This is a genomic window from Bacillus sp. SA1-12 (genome assembly GCF_000981385.1).
Classification (GTDB): Bacteria; Bacillota; Bacilli; order Bacillales; family Bacillaceae; genus Metabacillus.
This window is the reverse complement of sequence record NZ_LATZ01000005.1, coordinates 52,463-70,157: the sequence shown is the minus strand read 5'-3', so window position 1 is coordinate 70,157 and position 17,695 is coordinate 52,463. Positions and strand designations below refer to the sequence as shown.

At 40.4% G+C, this 17,695-nt stretch carries 21 protein-coding genes; 14 read left to right on the top strand and 7 right to left on the bottom strand.

Going from position 1 to position 17,695, the window contains the following annotated elements; genetic code table 11:
* Positions 1-96 precede the first annotated feature (96 nt).
* Together WQ54_RS04900 and WQ54_RS04895 are read right to left on the bottom strand one after the other, a co-directional pair.
* Positions 97-765 carry a PspA/IM30 family protein gene (locus WQ54_RS04900; protein WP_046512923.1) on the bottom strand — a complete coding sequence of 223 codons (669 nt, stop codon included), beginning with the start codon at positions 763-765 and terminating at the stop codon, positions 97-99.
* 11 nt (positions 766-776) lie between these two features.
* Positions 777-1,286, bottom strand: coding sequence for a DUF4178 domain-containing protein (locus WQ54_RS04895; RefSeq protein WP_046512921.1), 510 nt, complete (start codon positions 1,284-1,286; stop codon positions 777-779).
* Between the two features lie 626 nt (positions 1,287-1,912).
* On the opposite strand from WQ54_RS04895, the gene WQ54_RS04890 reads away from it, so the two are divergent.
* The 4 genes from WQ54_RS04890 (at position 1,913) to tatC (ending at position 5,355) form a co-directional block, all read left to right on the top strand.
* Positions 1,913-3,538: a flavin monoamine oxidase family protein gene (locus WQ54_RS04890; RefSeq protein ID WP_197089544.1), complete on the top strand. Its 1,626-nt coding sequence runs from the start codon at positions 1,913-1,915 to the stop codon at positions 3,536-3,538.
* Between the two features lie 46 nt (positions 3,539-3,584).
* A complete protein-coding gene (locus WQ54_RS04885; protein ID WP_052737665.1) occupies positions 3,585-4,124 on the top strand; it encodes a RidA family protein in 540 nt (179 codons plus the stop codon).
* A 26-nt stretch (positions 4,125-4,150) separates the two neighbouring features.
* The gene (locus WQ54_RS04880; protein WP_046512919.1) at positions 4,151-4,384 is read left to right on the top strand and encodes a twin-arginine translocase TatA/TatE family subunit; all 234 of its coding nucleotides are present in this window, start codon (positions 4,151-4,153) and stop codon (positions 4,382-4,384) included.
* A 227-nt stretch (positions 4,385-4,611) separates the two neighbouring features.
* Positions 4,612-5,355, top strand: a complete 744-nt coding sequence (gene tatC / locus WQ54_RS04875; protein WP_046512916.1) for a twin-arginine translocase subunit TatC — start codon at positions 4,612-4,614, stop codon at positions 5,353-5,355.
* Positions 5,356-5,440: 85 nt separating this feature from the next.
* Here tatC and WQ54_RS04870 read toward each other — a convergent pair whose 3' ends face one another.
* Complete coding sequence (locus WQ54_RS04870; protein ID WP_046512913.1) at positions 5,441-5,830, bottom strand: hypothetical protein; 390 nt, start codon at positions 5,828-5,830, stop codon at positions 5,441-5,443.
* A 237-nt stretch (positions 5,831-6,067) separates the two neighbouring features.
* Here WQ54_RS04870 and nikA point away from each other — a divergent pair, with 237 nt between their 5' ends.
* Genes nikA through WQ54_RS04845 form a run of 5 tightly spaced genes read left to right on the top strand, consistent with a single transcriptional unit; the run spans position 6,068 to position 10,963 of the window.
* Positions 6,068-7,615: a nickel ABC transporter substrate-binding protein gene (gene nikA, locus WQ54_RS04865; protein WP_046513206.1), complete on the top strand. Its 1,548-nt coding sequence runs from the start codon at positions 6,068-6,070 to the stop codon at positions 7,613-7,615.
* Complete coding sequence (gene nikB / locus WQ54_RS04860; protein ID WP_046512910.1) at positions 7,616-8,563, top strand: nickel ABC transporter permease; 948 nt, start codon at positions 7,616-7,618, stop codon at positions 8,561-8,563. It abuts the gene before it with no gap.
* Complete coding sequence (nikC, locus tag WQ54_RS04855; protein ID WP_046512908.1) at positions 8,560-9,408, top strand: nickel transporter permease; 849 nt, start codon at positions 8,560-8,562, stop codon at positions 9,406-9,408. Before nikB ends, nikC begins: the two co-directional genes overlap by 4 nt.
* The gene (locus WQ54_RS04850; RefSeq protein ID WP_046512905.1) at positions 9,405-10,205 is read left to right on the top strand and encodes an ABC transporter ATP-binding protein; all 801 of its coding nucleotides are present in this window, start codon (positions 9,405-9,407) and stop codon (positions 10,203-10,205) included. The genes nikC and WQ54_RS04850 overlap by 4 nt, the downstream gene beginning before the upstream one ends.
* Entirely contained in the window at positions 10,202-10,963 is a 762-nt protein-coding gene (locus WQ54_RS04845) for an ABC transporter ATP-binding protein (protein WP_046512903.1), read from the top strand. Before WQ54_RS04850 ends, WQ54_RS04845 begins: the two co-directional genes overlap by 4 nt.
* Positions 10,964-11,076: 113 nt before the next feature.
* Here the strand turns inward: WQ54_RS04845 and WQ54_RS04840 are convergent, their stop codons facing one another.
* Entirely contained in the window at positions 11,077-11,292 is a 216-nt protein-coding gene (locus WQ54_RS04840) for a hypothetical protein (RefSeq protein ID WP_046512901.1), read from the bottom strand.
* A 460-nt stretch (positions 11,293-11,752) separates the two neighbouring features.
* Between WQ54_RS04840 and WQ54_RS33400 the strand changes: the two genes are divergently transcribed.
* On the top strand, positions 11,753-11,896 hold the full coding sequence (locus WQ54_RS33400) for a hypothetical protein (protein ID WP_156177716.1): 144 nt from the start codon (positions 11,753-11,755) through the stop codon (positions 11,894-11,896).
* A gap of 80 nt (positions 11,897-11,976) precedes the next feature.
* On the opposite strand, the gene WQ54_RS34215 is transcribed toward WQ54_RS33400, so the two are convergent.
* Complete coding sequence (locus WQ54_RS34215) at positions 11,977-12,123, bottom strand: hypothetical protein (protein WP_197089543.1); 147 nt, start codon at positions 12,121-12,123, stop codon at positions 11,977-11,979.
* A gap of 253 nt (positions 12,124-12,376) precedes the next feature.
* Positions 12,377-13,000 (bottom strand): cupin domain-containing protein, encoded by a 624-nt coding sequence (locus WQ54_RS04835; RefSeq protein ID WP_046512898.1) that lies wholly within the window; start codon positions 12,998-13,000, stop codon positions 12,377-12,379.
* 149 nt (positions 13,001-13,149) lie between these two features.
* Between WQ54_RS04835 and WQ54_RS04830 the strand changes: the two genes are divergently transcribed.
* From WQ54_RS04830 to WQ54_RS04815, 4 genes are all read left to right on the top strand, one after another.
* On the top strand, positions 13,150-13,662 hold the full coding sequence (locus tag WQ54_RS04830; RefSeq protein ID WP_231597451.1) for a CBO0543 family protein: 513 nt from the start codon (positions 13,150-13,152) through the stop codon (positions 13,660-13,662).
* 152 nt (positions 13,663-13,814) lie between these two features.
* Entirely contained in the window at positions 13,815-14,711 is an 897-nt protein-coding gene (locus WQ54_RS04825) for an RCC1 repeat protein (RefSeq protein WP_046512894.1), read from the top strand.
* 193 nt (positions 14,712-14,904) lie between these two features.
* On the top strand, positions 14,905-15,405 hold the full coding sequence (locus WQ54_RS04820) for a DinB family protein (RefSeq protein ID WP_046512891.1): 501 nt from the start codon (positions 14,905-14,907) through the stop codon (positions 15,403-15,405).
* Between the two features lie 84 nt (positions 15,406-15,489).
* Positions 15,490-15,681, top strand: a complete 192-nt coding sequence (locus WQ54_RS04815) for a hypothetical protein (RefSeq protein WP_156177714.1) — start codon at positions 15,490-15,492, stop codon at positions 15,679-15,681.
* A gap of 202 nt (positions 15,682-15,883) precedes the next feature.
* On the opposite strand, the gene WQ54_RS04810 is transcribed toward WQ54_RS04815, so the two are convergent.
* On the bottom strand, positions 15,884-17,620 hold the full coding sequence (locus tag WQ54_RS04810) for an ABC transporter ATP-binding protein (RefSeq protein WP_046512886.1): 1,737 nt from the start codon (positions 17,618-17,620) through the stop codon (positions 15,884-15,886).
* Positions 17,621-17,695 lie beyond the last annotated feature (75 nt).

Here is a 17,695-nt window from a genome sequence, read left to right as displayed (position 1 = left end):
CGCGCCGGGTAAAAGCCACAGGACGTGGCGGTATAAGCGTGATACGTCTCATATTATAAGGGTGATTCTTTGGCTTCTAGTCACTCCAATGTTTTCCTATTCCTTTCCTAGCTTGCGTTTTAATGCAGCGAGCTCATCATCCACATCATTTTTCTCCAATGCGGCAAATTCATCATCTAAGCTTCTGTTTGCTGAACGCATGTCTTCACTTGTTTCAGCCTCAGCTTCATATTGAAGAACTTTTTCCTCCATGCGTTCGAAGCCGCGTTTTGATTCATCACTGCCGATGCCTGAAAGCGTTCGGTTGATCTTTGTTTTTGTTTTCGCTGTTTGTGCACGAGCTGTTAAGGAATCCTTTTTCAATTTCATTTGATAATATTCCGCTTTCATTTCATCCAATTTCTTGCGTAAGGATTCTGAGTCAAGCTTCGCCCGTTCGTAGGACTCCTTTAAGGTATCTGCAGTTTGTTTATGCATCTTTTTGTCTTCCAATGCGCGTTTAGCAAGATCATCGTTTCCTGCTTCAACCGCCTTAATTGCTTGTTCCTCACGTTTATCGACCATTTTCTGGGCATCTTCATATTTCTTTTGCAGCATTTTTTCATTAGCAATTTGCTTGGCTACTGCTGACTCAGCCTCGCGAATATCTGTTTCCATATCCCTTAAGTATTGCTCAAGCATTTTTACCGGATCTTCCGCTTTATCCAACAAAGCATTTAATTCAGAATCTACAACTGTTTTTACTCGTTTAAATAATCGAAACATTTTCTTTCCTCCTATTTACTTGCAATAATTTTCAGTTCATATTCCTCAATCTCATAGCCGGCACTGACCTCAATTTCGCTGCCCCATTTTTCAACTGAGAGAAAATGCTCTTCCGCCTCATCACAAAAGTCATAGTACTTGCAAATCAGACCGTCAATGTTCTGGTTTCTTCCGATTCCTGTGACACGGGCAGAACCCGATTCATCAAGGAAATACGTGATCCCTTCGTGTTCAAGCTTTTTCGGAATCGGCTCCTGCAGCTTCATTTTTGTTTTTTCATATACACCAAGATATAGCTCATCATCCATTTCAACACTCAGCCAGATTGTTTTCGACACACTCTCAAGCTGATAGGCATGCCATTTGAAGCCGTGGTCATCATAGCTGATTTTCCCAACAAGCTTATAGTCCTCCAAATCATATGTAATAATATCATCTAGCTGCAGGTTAAACATATTGCGTTCTTCCACAGGTTTGGCCATGTCGTTTTTTTGTCCAAATAGTCGCTTTAGAAAGCTCATGATCATTTTTCACCTCTCTTGATCTTTTCCAGGTTCTAGTAAATATACGGTTCAGCTAAGGAGAAGTTTCAGAAAGTTTTTTTAATAGTCTTTGTAGTTTATACCCGAATGAACAGGTTGCATTCCTTTTTTATTGAAGTTACACATATAGCCTTCCCATTTTCTAATTTACTTGGGTGTTTTTTTGTAAATGGGTAAAATATGGACCCCGAAATTGGAAAAAGAATTAAAATGATGGGGACAAAACAAAGATCATTCCTGAATCATTAAACCACGAAAAAATAATTGAATCTCTTATCGGGATAAATGAATTACGCAGCGAAATAATTGAACACCCAATAGAAAAACGGCAGAAAATGAACAAAGAAGCCCCCAATTGAACATCCAAACCAGGTAAAGAACTACACTGTAAAATAACAAATGCTCAATATATGTCACATTTCTTAACAAACTAATCTCAATTCTCTCTATTCAAATAAAAAAGATACAAATCGCCTCTAAAAAAACCCCTATTTCTAACACTTAAAAATATCTTCTGAAAAAACTGTGTAACTTTATCTTACAAATTTATACAACTCTACCAAATAATCTATTAAATTAATGGTATTAACAGGGGGTGTTAATAGATGACAAAGAGTCAGGGACAAGGGATGACGAGAAGGGATTTTTTAGATCAGGTTGGGAAAGTTGGAGGAGCAGTTGCTGTTTGGGGAGCGATGGAGTCGCTCGGATTGTTAGGGAAGCCGCTAATGGCGAGTGCGAAGGAGTTTCAAAGTCCTAAACAAAGTGATTTAGCCATGGCGAAGAAGAATGGCAAAAAAATCATCATCTTGGGAGCGGGCATTGCCGGTATGGCGGCCGCTTATGAATTACGAAAGGCGGGGTATGATTGCAAAATCCTTGAGGCAAGGGATCGCAGCGGCGGCCGAAATTGGACCGTGAGAAGGGGGACAGCAGAAACCGAAATAAATGGGGCAAAGCAAGTTTCCAATTTTGACAAAGGCCAGTACATGAATGCGGGGCCTGCCCGTATTCCTCAGCATCATGTAACCCTTGATTATTGCCAGGAACTCGGTGTTGAGCTTGAAGTTTTCTGTAATACAAATGATTTCTCCTATTATTATCAAGAAAATGCCGGTCCTTTATCTAATCAGAAAGTAAGAAAGGGCATTGTAAAAGCCGATACTCGAGGTTATGTATCCGAACTATTAGCAAAGGCAGTTGACCAATCAGCTTTGGATCATCAGCTTTCAAAGGATGATCTTGGCAGATTAACATCCTATCTTAAAGCGGAAGGGGATTTAACGACAGATCTTACATATAAAGGGACAAGCCGCCGCGGCTATAAGGAATTGCCTGGCGGAGGAGATAAGCCTGGTATCTTAGAGACGCCATTTTTATTCGCAGACCTTCTTAAATCAGGGATGATGAACAGCATTAGCGGTGATTACAGTTTTCAGCAGCAGCCGATGATGTTTCAGCCGGTAGGAGGGATGGATCAAATTCCAAAAGCACTTGAAAGCAAGCTTCCTGGTGTCATAACCTTTGGTGCCGAAGTGCAAGAGATCAGACAAACAGCTGAGGGTGTTCGGATTGTTTACAAAACAAAAAATGGCAAAATAACTGAACTGAAAGGGGACTATTGTATTTGTACAATCCCGCTGCCTGTATTAAAAAATATCCCGGCTGATTTTACAGCGGAAATGAAGCATGCGATTAAAAGCGTCAATTATGCAACGACTGGAAAAATCGGTCTTCAGTTTAAGAGCAGATTCTGGGAGAAAGAGGATCGCATTCTTGGCGGGATTACGACAACGAATATGGATATTTCACAAATTTGGTATCCATCCAATGACTTTTTGTCACGAAAAGGAGTGTTGGTTGGCTATTATAACTTTGGTCAAAATGCCGTAGATTATGGAAATCTATCACTTTCGCAAAGACAAGCCCGGGCTTTATCCCAAGGCGGTAAGATCCATCCGGAATATGCGAAGGAATTTGAAACGTCCTTCTCTGTTGCCTGGCATAAAATAAAATACAACGAAGGAGGCTGGGCTGAGTACTCCGCATCTGATCGAAAAGCGTATTATCCGATTTTAAATGAACCACAAGGGCGAATTCATCTTGCAGGTGAACATCTCAGTTATTTAACAGGATGGATGGCAGGTGCGTTTGAATCAGCTAGAATTGCCGTCACGAGAATTCATGAGGACGTATTAAAAGAAAGCAAGGTAACCACTAAAGCAGGATAAGCAGGGTTTTAACGACAAAATAGAAAGTCTAAAAGGGGATCAAGTGATGAAAAAAACGGTGAAATCAATGGTTATGACGACTGCGTTAGGGACTGCCCTGCTTGCGGGATTCACGCTCGCTTCTGCAGGAAGTGAAAGTGCGGCATTGAAGGCAAATAAGGTGACCTTTTTCGGAACACCAACATCCTCCATTTCCAGCTCGGTTGCTGTGCCGCATAATTTTAATCGAATCTCCTATAGCGGGACAGTGCCGCCATTATTAAATAAGGACGGAAAAACGGTTTATGAGAGATATGGTGATACAGAAACTCAAGCGATCGGTATTTTGAACACTTTTAAAGCCGACCTAAAGACAAAGGGACTTTCTATGTCGGATATTACATATCTAAGAGTGTATCTTACACCAGATCCTAATAAAGGGAATAAGCAGGATTACCAAGGCTGGTTTAACGCCTACGCCAAGTTTTTTAATACAGAAGAAAATCCGGTAAAAACAGCCCGTTCGACTGTAGGTGTTGATAGTTTAGTTAATTCAGATTGGTTAATCGAGATTGAAGCGGAGGTAGCCTACAAACCTAAAAAATAAAGATTAACTAAAGGGGAGAAAGCATAATGTTACAGAATATCGGTGTTCCAGGCTTGATTTTGATCCTTATCATTGCACTTGTCATTTTTGGGCCATCTAAACTGCCTGAGATTGGACGTGCATTCGGCAACACACTAAAGGAATTTAAGAAAGCAACAAATGATCTGGTGAATGGTGACAATGATTCAACCAAGCCTCAAGAAGAAACAACAAAACTTTTAGCTGTCGAAACGACTAAACAAAGCAATACAGGGAGTTAGGTTGAAGAAAGGTGCAGGCAGGTGATGTTGCTTGCATCTTTCTTTTTTTAAAAAGGTAAGAAAGTATAAAAGTTTTTCATCGTTTTTGTGTCTAGCTCCAGCGCCTAGCCCCTCTAGGGTCCAGCCACTCATGAATTGAAGGCAAAGAACGCCTTCTATTCATGAGCGTCTTATTTGCCCGAGGCTGATCAAGGCGCTTGCGCTTTTCTTATAAAGGGGGAATACATATGGATGAAACAAGAATGAATCTAGTCGAACATTTAGGCGAATTGCGGAAACGAATCATCATTATTTTAATTGCTTTTATCTTCTTCCTTTGTGCTTCATTTATTTTTGTGAAAGAGATTCACCAGTTTTTAGTGAGAGATTTAGATGACAAATTAGCCTTGCTAGGTCCTGGGGACATTTTATGGATCTATATGATGATCGCTGGGGTTGTTGCAATTGCGACGACCATTCCTATCGCTGCTTTCCAAGTTTGGCATTTTGTTAAACCTGCTCTTAAAAAAGAAGAACAAAAAGCGACCTTAGCCTTTATACCAGGTATCTTCTTATTGTTTTTGCTAGGGATTTCCTTCGGCTATTTTATTCTCTTTCCCATTGTGCTTTCTTTTTTAGAGAATCTTGCAGGCGATCAATTTGAAGCATTCTTTACAGTCGATAAGTATTTTAGCTTCATGATCAATTTAACTCTGCCATTTGGCTTTTTATTTGAAATGCCTGCTGTTATTCTGTTTTTAACCAAGTTGGGCATCATCAATCCTCATTTGCTAGTAAAAGGAAGAAAAGGAGCTTATTTTGTTTTAATCATTATTTCCGTAATCATTTCTCCTCCTGATTTCGTTTCCGATGTTCTAGTCACTGTTCCTTTGCTCCTGTTATATGAATTTAGTATTACTCTTTCGAAACTGGTATTTAGGAAAAGGACAGAATGGCAGCTATTAAATGATAAGGAAAGGGTTCCATTATGACATAAGGAAAACTCACCGCAGTATCGGTGAGTTTTTTTATGATTTTCTACAAGATAAGTTGAATGGGAAGGAGTTAGGCGAGTCATTACGAAGGACCAGGTTTTCTCTCTAATAGACTCTTAAAGTTTTTTCTATAATAGAACAGCAAATAACCGAGAGTGATGACAAGCATGAACGCCAAAGGAAGAAAGGAATGGTCGAGGAACAAATGAAGCAAGAAAATATTGGCTGTAATTGGCGATAATATTGCTACGGCTAGTGGAATAAATTGATTTATGATAAGTAAAATTCCGCAAATAACTTCTAACGATTTCTCTGCAACTAACAGGTATTTCAATTCAAATAATGCCATTGCTTCAGGACTTGTTGCTATAAACGGTTCAAGACCAAAGATGACAAAATATCCGTTTATCCCTGCAACTAAAAAAACGATTCCTAAAAATAATTTGCTTATTTGCATAAGAATTTTAGTCAATTTGCATACCCCCAATATAGTCTATTTCATTTTAAATTAATTTAATACAGAAGGTCAGAAACCCGCCGATATATTTCAGAATCCGCCGACAGAGTCAAAAGCCTTTTCATTTAAAGAATGAATCTATAAAATTATTAATCTTGCCAAATAGGAATGATTACGATAAAATGTAAATCGTAATAATTTCGTATTAAAGGGGGAGTCATTTTGAAAGCAGCTCATTATCAGAATCGAAACATGAGTTTTAACCGTTTTTATACATACATAATAAAACTGGGGATCTTATCAATCATAGCCGGTTTAATAAGCGGATGTGCGAATACATCGATAAGTACTGAAGAGAAGAGAGAAGGTAAGCATATTCATTTTCTGTATAATTTCTCTACGAATTCTCTCGATCCCCATGTTGATTCAAGCTATGTTCCATTACGGGCGGGAATAACGGAAACGCTGGTCCGGCTTGATGAAGAAAATTTAACGATTGAACCTTGGCTGGCGGAAAGCTGGGAAGGTGAGGATGGGCAGCATTGGACGATTAAACTCCGTGAAGATGTGACCTTTCATAATGGGAAGCAAATGGATGCTGAAGCAGTAAAAGCCTCTCTTGAACGGGCACTTAAGGAAAGTGTTGCGATCAAGCATGTATTGAAAATCGATGAAATTGACGCAGAGGGTTATTTGCTTCATATTTCATTAACTGAACCGTTTCCAGAGTTTGTATCAGAGCTTGTGAACCCAAATGTGTCAATTATTGATGTCACAGAAGGGGATTTTGTTAATAAACCAGTCGGTACAGGACCTTTTGTGCTGAAGGCATTTACACCTGGAAGCAAGCTTGAACTCGAACGGTATGATGATTATTGGGACGGGGCCTCAAAGCTTGATTCTGTCACCTTCTCATTTAATGAGGATGCTAATGCCCGGTCGCTTGCCTTAAAGTCTGGACAGGTGGATATTGTTTATCGTCCAGAGGTCGAAAGCCTTGAATCATTAGAAGCAATGGACGGCATCAAAGTTGAGTCCACAGCGACTTTCCGTGTCCATCAAATGACCATGAATATGGAGCGCAAAAGTTTGCAGGATGTCAATGTGCGTCGGGCAGTAGATGCGTTGATTAACCGCGGGGAAATTGTCGGTACAATTTTGCTTGGGCATGCTGAAGCTGCACAAGGTCCATTTCTGCCTTCACTTCCATTTGCACCAACTTATAAAGAACGTCCATCGGGTGAAGATATCGCGATTGAGTATTTAAAGAAGGCGGGTTATGTGCTCAAAGACGGGAAGATGCAAAAAGATGGAGAGCCGCTTACGTTTACGTTGCTAACCTATTCAGCACGTGCAGACTTGCCGTTAATTGCTCAAATTTTTCAATCAGATGCTAAAAAAATTGGAATTGATGTTGAGATCCGACAAATCGACATTCCTGAGGAATATATGGCATCAAACCGCGATTGGGATCTGGCTACTTATAGTAATCTGACAGCGCCGCGCGGAGATGCGGGATATTATTTAAATGCAACCTACCATCCAACTGGAGCTCTCAACTTTAGCGGAGCAAGCAACCCGGAATTAACTGCGATTATTGACAAGCTTAATCAAACAGTCAACCAAGAAGATCGAGCTGTACTTGCGGAGCAGGCAGCTGATTATGTAAATGACCATGTCATCAATTCATTTATCCTACATCCGTCGACAATCGTTGCTTATAACGAGGGAAAAGTGAAGAACTGGGTGACGACGCGAAGTGAATATTACATGATAACAAATCAACTGGATGTGAAGTAAATGGTTCAAATTCTTGTCCGGAAGTTTCTTGAGGTTTTCTTTTTTATGGTGTTTCTTACCTTTGTAAGCTTTTTGTTCATCCGGCTCGCGCCTGGAGATCCTGTTTTGACGATTCTGAACGTTGATGAACTGTCTGTCAGTCAGGAGCAGGTGGAAGCACTAAGAGAAGAGATGGGGTTTAATAAGCCGCTGCTCGTTCAATACGGGCATTGGCTTCTTGCATTTTTTCAGCTTGATTTCGGTCAATCGTATGTTACGGGCCAGCCTGTGATGGAGATGATCCTTACCGGGCTTCCTGCTACAGTTGAACTGGCGATCGGTTCATTGATCGTGATGCTGGCAGTTTCCATTCCATTAGGCTCCTTATCGGCCCTTTACCGGAATAGCTGGATTGACCAGATGAGCAGAATTCTGTCCATTATTGGGGCGGCGATCCCCAGCTTTTGGCTTGGTCTTATTTTGATCGATTTATTTGGTGTGCGTTTCAACTGGTTTCCAACCATGGGGAGAGATGGATTTGTCTCATTAGTTTTACCATCGCTCACTCTTGGCTTAGCGATTTCGAGTGTTTATGTCCGGTTGCTACGCTCCAGCTTGCTTGATTCACTTAGCCAGGAATTTATCCGGGCGGGGAGAGCCCGTGGATTGTCAGAAATGCGAATCTTTTTCGTTCATGCATTTCGGCACAGCCTTCCTCCTGTAATTACGGTATTTGGCGTAAGCTTAGGAAGCTTAATTGGCGGAGTTGTCGTGATCGAAGTTTTATTTGCCTATCCAGGCATTGGAAAACTGGTCGTTGATGCGATTCGTCAACGGGATTATCCGCTCATACAGGGCTATATTTTCATTATGGCTATCGTTGTTTTTATTGTGAATACATGTGTTGATTTATCTTATCGATATCTAAATCCAGAAATGAAATTAAAAGAAAGGGGGAGCAATCAATGAAAGATCTTTCTATGCAATTACCTAAGGAAAAAAAGCAGATTTGGCAAGGGACACTTGCGTTGATACTGATCCTTTTTGTTTTGGCAGTTTCATTTTATGCTTTTTTTTATTTGCGATATGACCCAATGGTGACCAATCTTGGTGAACGTTTTCAGGGAATTAGCCTTCAACATCCGCTTGGAACAGATCATCTTGGCCGGGACGTCCTGACCAGGCTCCTATTAGGAGGTCAGCAGACAGTTGGTTATAGCTTGCTGGCGCTGCTCGTTGCTCTCATCATTGGAATCCCCTTTGGTCTGATTTCAGGATATAAACGGGGGGCAACTGATCGAATCTTTATGCGGATTGCTGATGGATTTTTAGCTTTCCCGGATACGATAGTTGCTATTGTGTTAAGTGGTCTGCTTGGGCCAGGTATCGGCAATCTTGTACTTGCGATTGTGCTGGTCAAATGGGTAAGTTATGCCCGACTTGTTCGCAGTACGGTTTTATCAGAATCGCAAAAAGAGTATGTGCTGATTGCAAAGATTAACGGATTATCATCAAGTAAAATCATGTGTAAGCATTTATTTCCGCATATAATCGGGCATGTTCTTGTTCTGGCAAGTCTTGATCTTGGGAAAATTATTTTGCTCATTTCTTCCTTATCATACATTGGACTTGGAGCACAGCCCCCAACCCCTGAATGGGGAGCCATGCTAAATGACTCACGTCCGTATTTTCAGTCAAAACCTGAATTAATGATTTTTCCTGGTTTAGCGATTGTCATTATTGTCCTTCTAACTAATATGCTTGGAGATTATTTACGTGATCATTTTGATGTGAAGAAGGAGATACAGAAATGATGTTATCCATTGAGCAAGTATCCATTAGCAGCAGAGAAAAGAAAATAGTTGATAATGTGTCCCTTTCGATTCATAAAGGAGAGTGGTATGCACTTGTCGGGCAAAGCGGAAGCGGAAAAAGCCTGCTGTCACAGGCAATTGGACAAATGCTTCCTCCTAATTTGGAAATAGAGGGAAACATTCTTTTTAACGGGCAGGATTTAGTCACATTTTCGCGGAAACAGATGCGCTCAATCCGCGGTCAACAATTGACCTATATTTTTCAGGATTACCATGGCTCTTTTACACCGTTTCGAACCATTGGCCAGCATTTTGATGAATACCAGAAAGCCCACGGGATTTTTGATCGTAAAACGCGAAGGCTAAAGGCGAAGGAAGAGCTTGAATTAGTTGGGCTGGACGAAACGGTATACAACCGTTATCCGTTTCAATTAAGTGGCGGACAGCTTCAACGAGTTTCGATTGCAATGGCTCTTTTGCTTTCGCCGGATTTATTAATTGCCGATGAAATCACCACAGCCCTTGACAGTGTTTCCGGGCACAGGATTTTAGATTTACTCACGAAGCGGCAAAAAGAAACAGGCTGTACGATTCTTTTCATTACCCATGATTGGCGCCATGTCAGGCGTTATGCCACTCGTTTAGCGGTGATGAAGGAAGGGAAAATTGTTGAATCAGGCGAGAAACACCGTATCCTTGAACATCCAGTGCATGAATATACAAAGCAGATGATAAAAGCTGCGCCTACGCTTTGTCATCGACTTCCACCAAGTTTACAGGAGGTCGAAACAAGATGAACCTGCTTACTGTTGATAAACTGACAAAATCATATCAAGCTGAAAAAACGGCCGTGGATCACGTTTCTTTCCACATAAAAAAAGGCGAATGTCTTGGCCTTGTAGGTGAAAGCGGCTGTGGTAAAAGCACATTAGCCCGTTGCTTGCTGCGGATTGAACCAATTGACAGCGGCACGATCTCCTTTAAGGATCAGAAAATTGAGAACCTAAATGAGCGCCAGCTGCATCCTTATCGAAAAAAGATCCAAATGGTCTTTCAAAATCCTTCGGCTGCTTTAAACCCAAAGCTCAAAATAAAGGATTCACTCATTGATCCTTACGGCCAGTTTAGGAAAGAACTGGACCTTGGCTACTTTTCCTATACCTCCAAGGATGCCTTTGTTAAGCAGCTGCTTGAAGCTGTCCGGCTGCCTTCTAGCTTGGCCAATCGATATCCTCATGAATTAAGCGGCGGGCAGAGGCAACGTGTAACGATCGCTCGTGCAATTAGCATTGAACCTGAACTCATCGTTCTGGACGAGCCGACAGCAAGCCTTGACGTGATTTCCCAAGGGGAGGTGCTTTCATTATTGACAGAGCTTCGCATCATCTTAAACCTTTCCTATTTGTTTATTTCTCATGATCTTGCTGCTGTCAGCGAAATGAGTCAACGAATCATGGTCATGAAATATGGAAGGCTTGTTGACCAATTCCATCATGATCAATTATTTGAAGTTAAACGACATCCTTATACAAAAGAGCTGATCTCCATTTTTTAGATAGAACCTCTTATAAAAATGAAAAGCCTTGGTCCGCTTCTGGGAGAGACCAAGGTGTTGCTTTGAAATAAAATTTGATCAAAAACGCCTCACAAACTTGAATTTTACGATATTTAAAGCCTTTTTCGTGATTTCCCATCATGATAGTCTTCCCATAGTGGGCCGATGTATTTTTCTAATGTTTTAACAATAACATCTCTTTGGCTCTCTTCAATATTTCCAATATCGTTTGCAATATCATTTCTGACTCGTATGAGCACAAATAAAGGAGGGAAGTCAGTCTCACGGAAAGCTTTAATCAGGGATTCTTCTTGTGGAGTAATATTCATTAAGCATTCTCTTCCTTTCCAGTTAGATTATACAGAATACCATCAAACTTAGGTCATTAGGAACAGGTACGGCATGTGTCGAATGATGCGCTTTCGAGCATGGCATCGATCCAGGTGTTATATTTACTCACAAGTTTTATGAACGAGGTACAACATTGATCATTTTCTCTTTGTGATTTCTGTATAATTAAATAATCTTAATCAATACTAGAAATAAATATAATTGGAAGTTGGTGTGACCTATTGTTAAGTTTATTCCATTAGTTCACGTCTTAACTGCAATTATTTGCGGCATTTTTACATGAGAAGTTAGAACACAACAAGACACTAAATTGTATATAGCCTTAATGATTGGAGGCTTTTTATGGTCTTAGGAACAGATCGAATACTTAATATGGCGTATAAAGAAAAATACACTACGAGCACTTATACATAAAACATAAATAAAAGGAGATCGCATATGTTCGCAAATTATAAAGGAAAACTTCTGACAATTATTTGGATGGGAATTGGCTCAGCTTTACTATCAAGTATTTTTAGTGCCATTCTTATATCTATAGCTATAAAAACCAATCGAAAAGTAAACCAACTTTCTAAATGCTAGGTGTTGCACCTGACTTTTTCTAAATGTCGCTTTTATGTCAAGTATGTATTTCGTATCTTTGTTTTAAAGAAGTTCACCATTTAATTAAACATTTTAAATACGAAAGCAATTAGACAAAGCGGAACCCCAACAATTAACATCCCTGCAAAAAGATAACATATACTAGTGAAAATAGACTTAAAGAAATCATAGATTGCCCCAGCTAAATCATCAATAAACCTAGCCATTACTATCCCCTCCATTACCTGCCCTTTACTTAAGTCAGGATATCTTTTTCTCTATTTTAACATATATATCCAGTTATTTAGATTAAATGGCCTTCGGTGTAACAACTTTATTGTCACTCAACTTGGAAAAATCCCCCAACTAAGTTGTGCTTTTCCTTTTTCCTTAGCACAATAAAAACACCCCTTTAAAAATCCAAATCCAAAGGGGGAAAACGGTACGGCTTTTTATTTACACAAGAGTTTACTTGTAATTTCAATATTTCTGAAAATAAGGCGATTGCTGATACTGCTGAATATAATACGAATATGGAGTCGACTGTTGATAAGACGAACTTTTCTTTCCTTTATGATAATCCTTGGCTGGACCGATATAGGTTGAAGGAGTGACAGGTGCTGCCGTTTCTTTCCATTGGTCTTCATCCATGGAATAAGTATGTGACATAATAGCTGCCGGGGTGAATTTTAAAATATCTGATCCTAAAATGACCTCCGGTGTTGGTGCATTGAAAATGGCTAAGAGATGAGTGTTATCAACAGTCGCTATTTCATAATGCCACCATCCTTGTGGGATGTTTGCCACTTGTCCTGGGGTTATGTTAAAGTTGAGAATTTGTTTTGTGAATGGGTTTAGCATCGATACCGTAGCTGCACCGGAAATACAATAGACGAGTTCGGCTGCGTTTTGGTGGTAATGAGGCTCAACGATGTTGCTGGTGCTAAGAAAAATATCAAGCAGAGATACATTTTCTAATGTATTTAGCTGCTTTACTCCTAGTACATTAATATAGTTTCTAGGATCTTTTCTGAACAAGGGACTTTTATTGATGTCAAACGTATATTGTGTTGAGGGAGATGTGTAATCCATATAGGAAACCATAATTTTTTTGCACCCACTTTAAGTCAGATTGTATAGGCATATGGTATGCAAGTGGAATTGTTTTGTGCAGCCTGCCAATAAATCAACATTATTAACAATAAAAATATGATGATTGGGAGAAACTATTTTAAAAGCCTAATGAAGGGATAATGAGTATGCATCTTGCAATCACGTTTTTAACGATTTTGGCTTCTTTAAGGTGGGGAAATTGGAAAGATTGGAAAGAATACCATTCAAGTATGTTTTTTATCGCTACTTGTGGTTTGCTATATGAATATATCGTGCAAGAATATAACCTATGGGAATTTCATGCTGATTGGTTGTTTAGCGTGAAAATGATCGTCATAATTTACGCAGTTATTACCATGCCGGTAAGTGTTTTTCTTTTTTTGTCCCATTTTCCTTCGAAATGGTTTCAGCGAATCGTTTATATTATCATTTGGTCCTTCATTTACATAGCTGTTGAGTTTGTTTTAGATCAATCCGGCAGAATAACATATGATCATGGGTGGGGAATCGGGTATTCGTTTTTATTTGATATCGTGATGTTCTCAGTAATCGCCTTCCATCAATTTTATCCAGTACGTGCTTATATTGTTTCGATTTTTATTATTTCGTTTCTGATTTCCTATTTCCATGTCCCTTTTGGGGTTTTTAAATAAATCTTTTATCATAATGAAATGGTTACATAACTGTGAGCAACCTGTCCTTCTAGGATGGGGTTTTTTTATTGCCCGTATCCTTCTTCAAGTGGTTAGAATAACAAGCAAAAGTGATACAATAAAAATAGGACTCGTTTTCAAGGAGGTAAAACATGGATTACATTTCACCGAAAGAAGCGGCGTTAAAGGTGAAACGGTGGCCTAAAGATACCATAGCGGCGGGTCGTTGTCATACCGTTGGGCTTCATTCTGACGGAACGGTGACGGCTGTGGGTAATAATAAATTTGGCCAATGTGATGTAAGCGGCTGGCACGATATTGTGGCGGTCGCGGCTGGTAATGTTCATATGGCGACGAACACGGGCAATGCCCATACAATCGGACTTAAATCCGACAGTACTGTGGCGGCAGTGGGTTGGAATAAGCATGACCAATGCAATGTAATCGAGTGGCGCGATATTGTAGCGGTTGCGGCGGGTTGGCGTCGTACCATTGGGCTTAAATCGGATGGCACGGTGGTGGCTGTGGGTCGAAATAATGAAGGACAATGCAAGGTAAGCGGCTGGGATGGTATTGTGGCGGTCGCTGCGGGTGACTGGCATACCATTGGTCTTAAATTGGACGGAACGGTGACGGCAGTGGGTAATAATCGGTATCACCAATGCAATGTAAGCGGCTGGCGCGACTTAGTGGAGGTCGCTGCGGGTTATCTTCATACCATCGGTCTTAAATCGGACGGAACGGTGACGGCAGTGGGTTTAAATAAACATGACCAATGCGATGTAAGCGGCTGGAGCGGTATTGTGGCGATAGCGGCGGGTAGTAAACATACCATCGGCCTTAAATCGGACGGTACTGTGGCCGCTGTGGGTTGGAATGAGTATGGCCAATGTAATGTAAGTGATTGGCGCGATATTGTGGCGATAGCGGCGGGTTGTGCCCATACCGTCGGTCTTAAATCGGATGGCACGGTGGTTGCAGTGGGTGATAATGAACATGGCCAATGCGATGTAAGCGGCTGGCGTGGCATCCAATTGCCCAACAATTAGTTTTCGAGTATAGAGGATGCAGTTCCTGTAACTTATAAATCAAAAAAAAAATTAAACATTAAAGATAAAAATTCCTTCTTCAGCTTTCCAGAAGATCTTGGAAGTAGATACGAAGATATTGGTTTATTCATTAAGGATGACAACGGTATTGTACGTGGTGGATTAAGTTAATTAATACAAAGGAGGAATTAAATTGAGCGAACTTAAACTGATTAATACTTACAAAAACGAGCTTCAAAATTACTCTTTGGAACAGCTAAGGTATAAATCTGAAGATGGGGTTTGGTCTATTGGGCAAATGTATGACCATTTAATCCTTGTTGCCCATGAGTATCTTGATAATATGGAAACATGTGCCACCTTAAATGATGAACAACCTCTTGGGAAAACGGAGTTTGGTGAGCATTTATATAAGATCGGAGGGTTTCCGCCAATTAAAATTAAATTACCTGATGTACTAAATACTCCACCTAATAATTCAGATAGCAATGGCGATCTTATCAACAGAATGGATCAAATAATTCTAAGGTTGAGCCAATGGGAATCGAAAGTGGATAATATAAACCCAAATTATAAAGTCGAGCATGGAGGGTTCGGATGGCTGAATGCAAGGGAATGGTATGATTTGGTTGGTATGCATTTTCGTCATCATTTGCGCCAAAAAGATGAGTTAGAACAAATGCTTGTTAAGTGACGGGTGTGTAAGTTGAGGATAGGATGGTTTTGGCGAGCCTGTTTTCTTATTCAAATAACGGGTTGCAAAAGTTGGATAGGGAGGGTGCAAACAATAATTAAAAAGGAAATCTTACTAAATATTGTAGGTTCAATATTCTGTTTTATTATGTTTAGTATAGGTATGCTGTATGCTGAACAAGTACCTTTTTTAACTTTATTAGGAATCGTAGGTTTAAGTGGCTTTTCTTACTTCGTTTTTCGAATGGTAACGTTAGCGATTGCTAACCAGAAGTAATTTCTTATTCAAGTAACAGGTAGCTTAAGTTGTTCCGAATTAAAAAACAAAGAAAACCCGCCAATCCTATGGCGAGTTTTGTTTTTTATATGCTCATTTAATGCCAAAACGACTGTCAATTCAGTACAATTTTTTAGAAAAGCATCTCAAAAAGGAACCCTTTAAACATTGTAGTGGGCTTCTTTTTTTCAGTATAAGAAGGTTAAGTTAGTTGCTGTTCGGCAAACTCCCTATAAAGCTCGTGAGACTTTACGAGATCATGGTGGGTACCAGAGCCGGTAACTCTTCCTTTTTCGATAAAGATAATGTTGTCAGCATGAACGATGGTTGATAGCCTGTGGGCGATGATGAAGGTGGTCCGCCCTTCCATTAATCGTGTTAAGGCCTGCTGGACGATTCCTTCTGATTGACTATCCAAGCTAGCTGTTGCTTCATCCATCATCAATATTTTTGGATCTCTTAAAAATGCCCGGGCAATGGCAATTCGCTGTCTTTGACCGCCGGACAGCTTAACTCCGCGTTCCCCTACCTCTGTATCAAGACCCTTTGGAAACTCTTTAATAAATTGATCGGTGTAGGCCATTTTTGCTACTTCCCATAAACGGTCATCATCGATATCGGCGCGATCCTCTAATCCATAGCACAAATTTTCACGTATGGTTCCGACCATCAATGGGCTATCTTGTGAGACATAGCCAATTTGGTTTCTCCAAGAATACATGGATAGTTTACTGATCGGGGTGCTCCCAATAAGAATTTCTCCAGAGGTTGGTTCGTAAAAGCGTTCGAGCAAGCCAAACATCGTTGTTTTCCCTCCGCCGCTTGGACCGGCAAAAGCAACCATCGTTCCAGGCTGTACGTTAAAGGAAATGTCTTTTAATACCTGCTCATCTTTACTGTAGGAAAAAGAGACATCAGCAACATGAATGGCTTGATTGGATATATCGATATCCTTTCCTTCCTGTCCGGCTTCCTCATCTACCTCTAAAATGTCAATAATCCGCTCTGTTGCTCCCTTTGCCTTTTGCAGCTGAGTAAAAAACATGGTGAATGACGTAATGGGATAAATGATTTGAAACAGATAAAGCAGGAAGGCAACGAGAGAGCCTGTGGTCATTGTGCCTTCAGCGACCCGAATTCCTCCGTAGCCAATAATGATCACAATCACGACCATAACGACAAGATACATGAGAGGAGCAATGAGGGCGAAAATCCGTCCTTCCTTTAAACCGTAAAGAAAAAGCTTTTGAATGCCAGCTGATCCTTTTTTTTCTTCTGTTTTTTCTGCGTTGGATGCCTTCATTAAGCGGATTTCACTAAGGGTTTGCTGTACGTTTCCTGTAAAGCTTGCCGTCTCATCCTGCAGGTTGCGGGAGATTTTTGACATGCTGCTTCCAAGCGGCACCATAAAGAGGACGGAAAGAGGAACAGCAATAAACATAAGGAGCGTCATTTTCCAGTCCATAATAAACAAAATGATGACAGAACCAATGATCGTGATAATTCCGCCGATAAATTGCGGGAAATGCTGTGAGATTAAGTCTTTTACGATCCCAGTATCATTGACAACCCTGCTGACCGTTTCCCCGCTTGTATGTTCGTCAAAATATCGAACAGGGAGGCGCAAAAGCTTAAACCACATTATTTCACGGAGCCGGGCAACGATTTTTTGTCCAACGTAGGCAAGGGCATACATGGAAACCGCGTCGATCACGGCTTGTAAAATAAACACAACAATGATCACGGTGATGAGAAATGTATTAAGTGCTTCTGTTGAAAAACCGTCTACCATTTCTCGCGTTAATAGCGGGATAGCAAGTCCTGAGAGTGTGGTCAGCAAACTTCCGATGAGCCCAATGACTAAGGCAAGCTTAGGAATGTTGGTGGATAGAATAAGGTTGATAAATGGATTTCGTGCCTTTTTTTGTTCAATTTCCATGAATTCAGCTCCTTTTAAGCGATCAAAATGCTCCTGGCCCACTATACGAACCAGAAGCTGTTAAGTTTCAATTTG

Coding starts and splice junctions, on each gene's coding strand:
- WQ54_RS04900 (WP_046512923.1), bottom strand. CDS start 765: ATGTTTCGATTATTTAAACGAGTAAAAACAGTTGTAGATTCTGAATTA.
- WQ54_RS04895 (WP_046512921.1), bottom strand. CDS start 1,286: ATGAGCTTTCTAAAGCGACTATTTGGACAAAAAAACGACATGGCCAAA.
- WQ54_RS04890 (WP_197089544.1), top strand. CDS start 1,913: ATGACAAAGAGTCAGGGACAAGGGATGACGAGAAGGGATTTTTTAGAT.
- WQ54_RS04885 (WP_052737665.1), top strand. CDS start 3,585: ATGAAAAAAACGGTGAAATCAATGGTTATGACGACTGCGTTAGGGACT.
- WQ54_RS04880 (WP_046512919.1), top strand. CDS start 4,151: ATGTTACAGAATATCGGTGTTCCAGGCTTGATTTTGATCCTTATCATT.
- tatC (WP_046512916.1), top strand. CDS start 4,612: ATGGATGAAACAAGAATGAATCTAGTCGAACATTTAGGCGAATTGCGG.
- nikA (WP_046513206.1), top strand. CDS start 6,068: ATGAGTTTTAACCGTTTTTATACATACATAATAAAACTGGGGATCTTA.
- nikB (WP_046512910.1), top strand. CDS start 7,616: ATGGTTCAAATTCTTGTCCGGAAGTTTCTTGAGGTTTTCTTTTTTATG.
- nikC (WP_046512908.1), top strand. CDS start 8,560: ATGAAAGATCTTTCTATGCAATTACCTAAGGAAAAAAAGCAGATTTGG.
- WQ54_RS04850 (WP_046512905.1), top strand. CDS start 9,405: ATGATGTTATCCATTGAGCAAGTATCCATTAGCAGCAGAGAAAAGAAA.
- WQ54_RS04845 (WP_046512903.1), top strand. CDS start 10,202: ATGAACCTGCTTACTGTTGATAAACTGACAAAATCATATCAAGCTGAA.
- WQ54_RS04840 (WP_046512901.1), bottom strand. CDS start 11,292: ATGAATATTACTCCACAAGAAGAATCCCTGATTAAAGCTTTCCGTGAG.
- WQ54_RS33400 (WP_156177716.1), top strand. CDS start 11,753: ATGTTCGCAAATTATAAAGGAAAACTTCTGACAATTATTTGGATGGGA.
- WQ54_RS34215 (WP_197089543.1), bottom strand. CDS start 12,123: ATGGCTAGGTTTATTGATGATTTAGCTGGGGCAATCTATGATTTCTTT.
- WQ54_RS04835 (WP_046512898.1), bottom strand. CDS start 13,000: ATGGTTTCCTATATGGATTACACATCTCCCTCAACACAATATACGTTT.
- WQ54_RS04830 (WP_231597451.1), top strand. CDS start 13,150: ATGAGTATGCATCTTGCAATCACGTTTTTAACGATTTTGGCTTCTTTA.
- WQ54_RS04825 (WP_046512894.1), top strand. CDS start 13,815: ATGGATTACATTTCACCGAAAGAAGCGGCGTTAAAGGTGAAACGGTGG.
- WQ54_RS04810 (WP_046512886.1), bottom strand. CDS start 17,620: ATGGAAATTGAACAAAAAAAGGCACGAAATCCATTTATCAACCTTATT.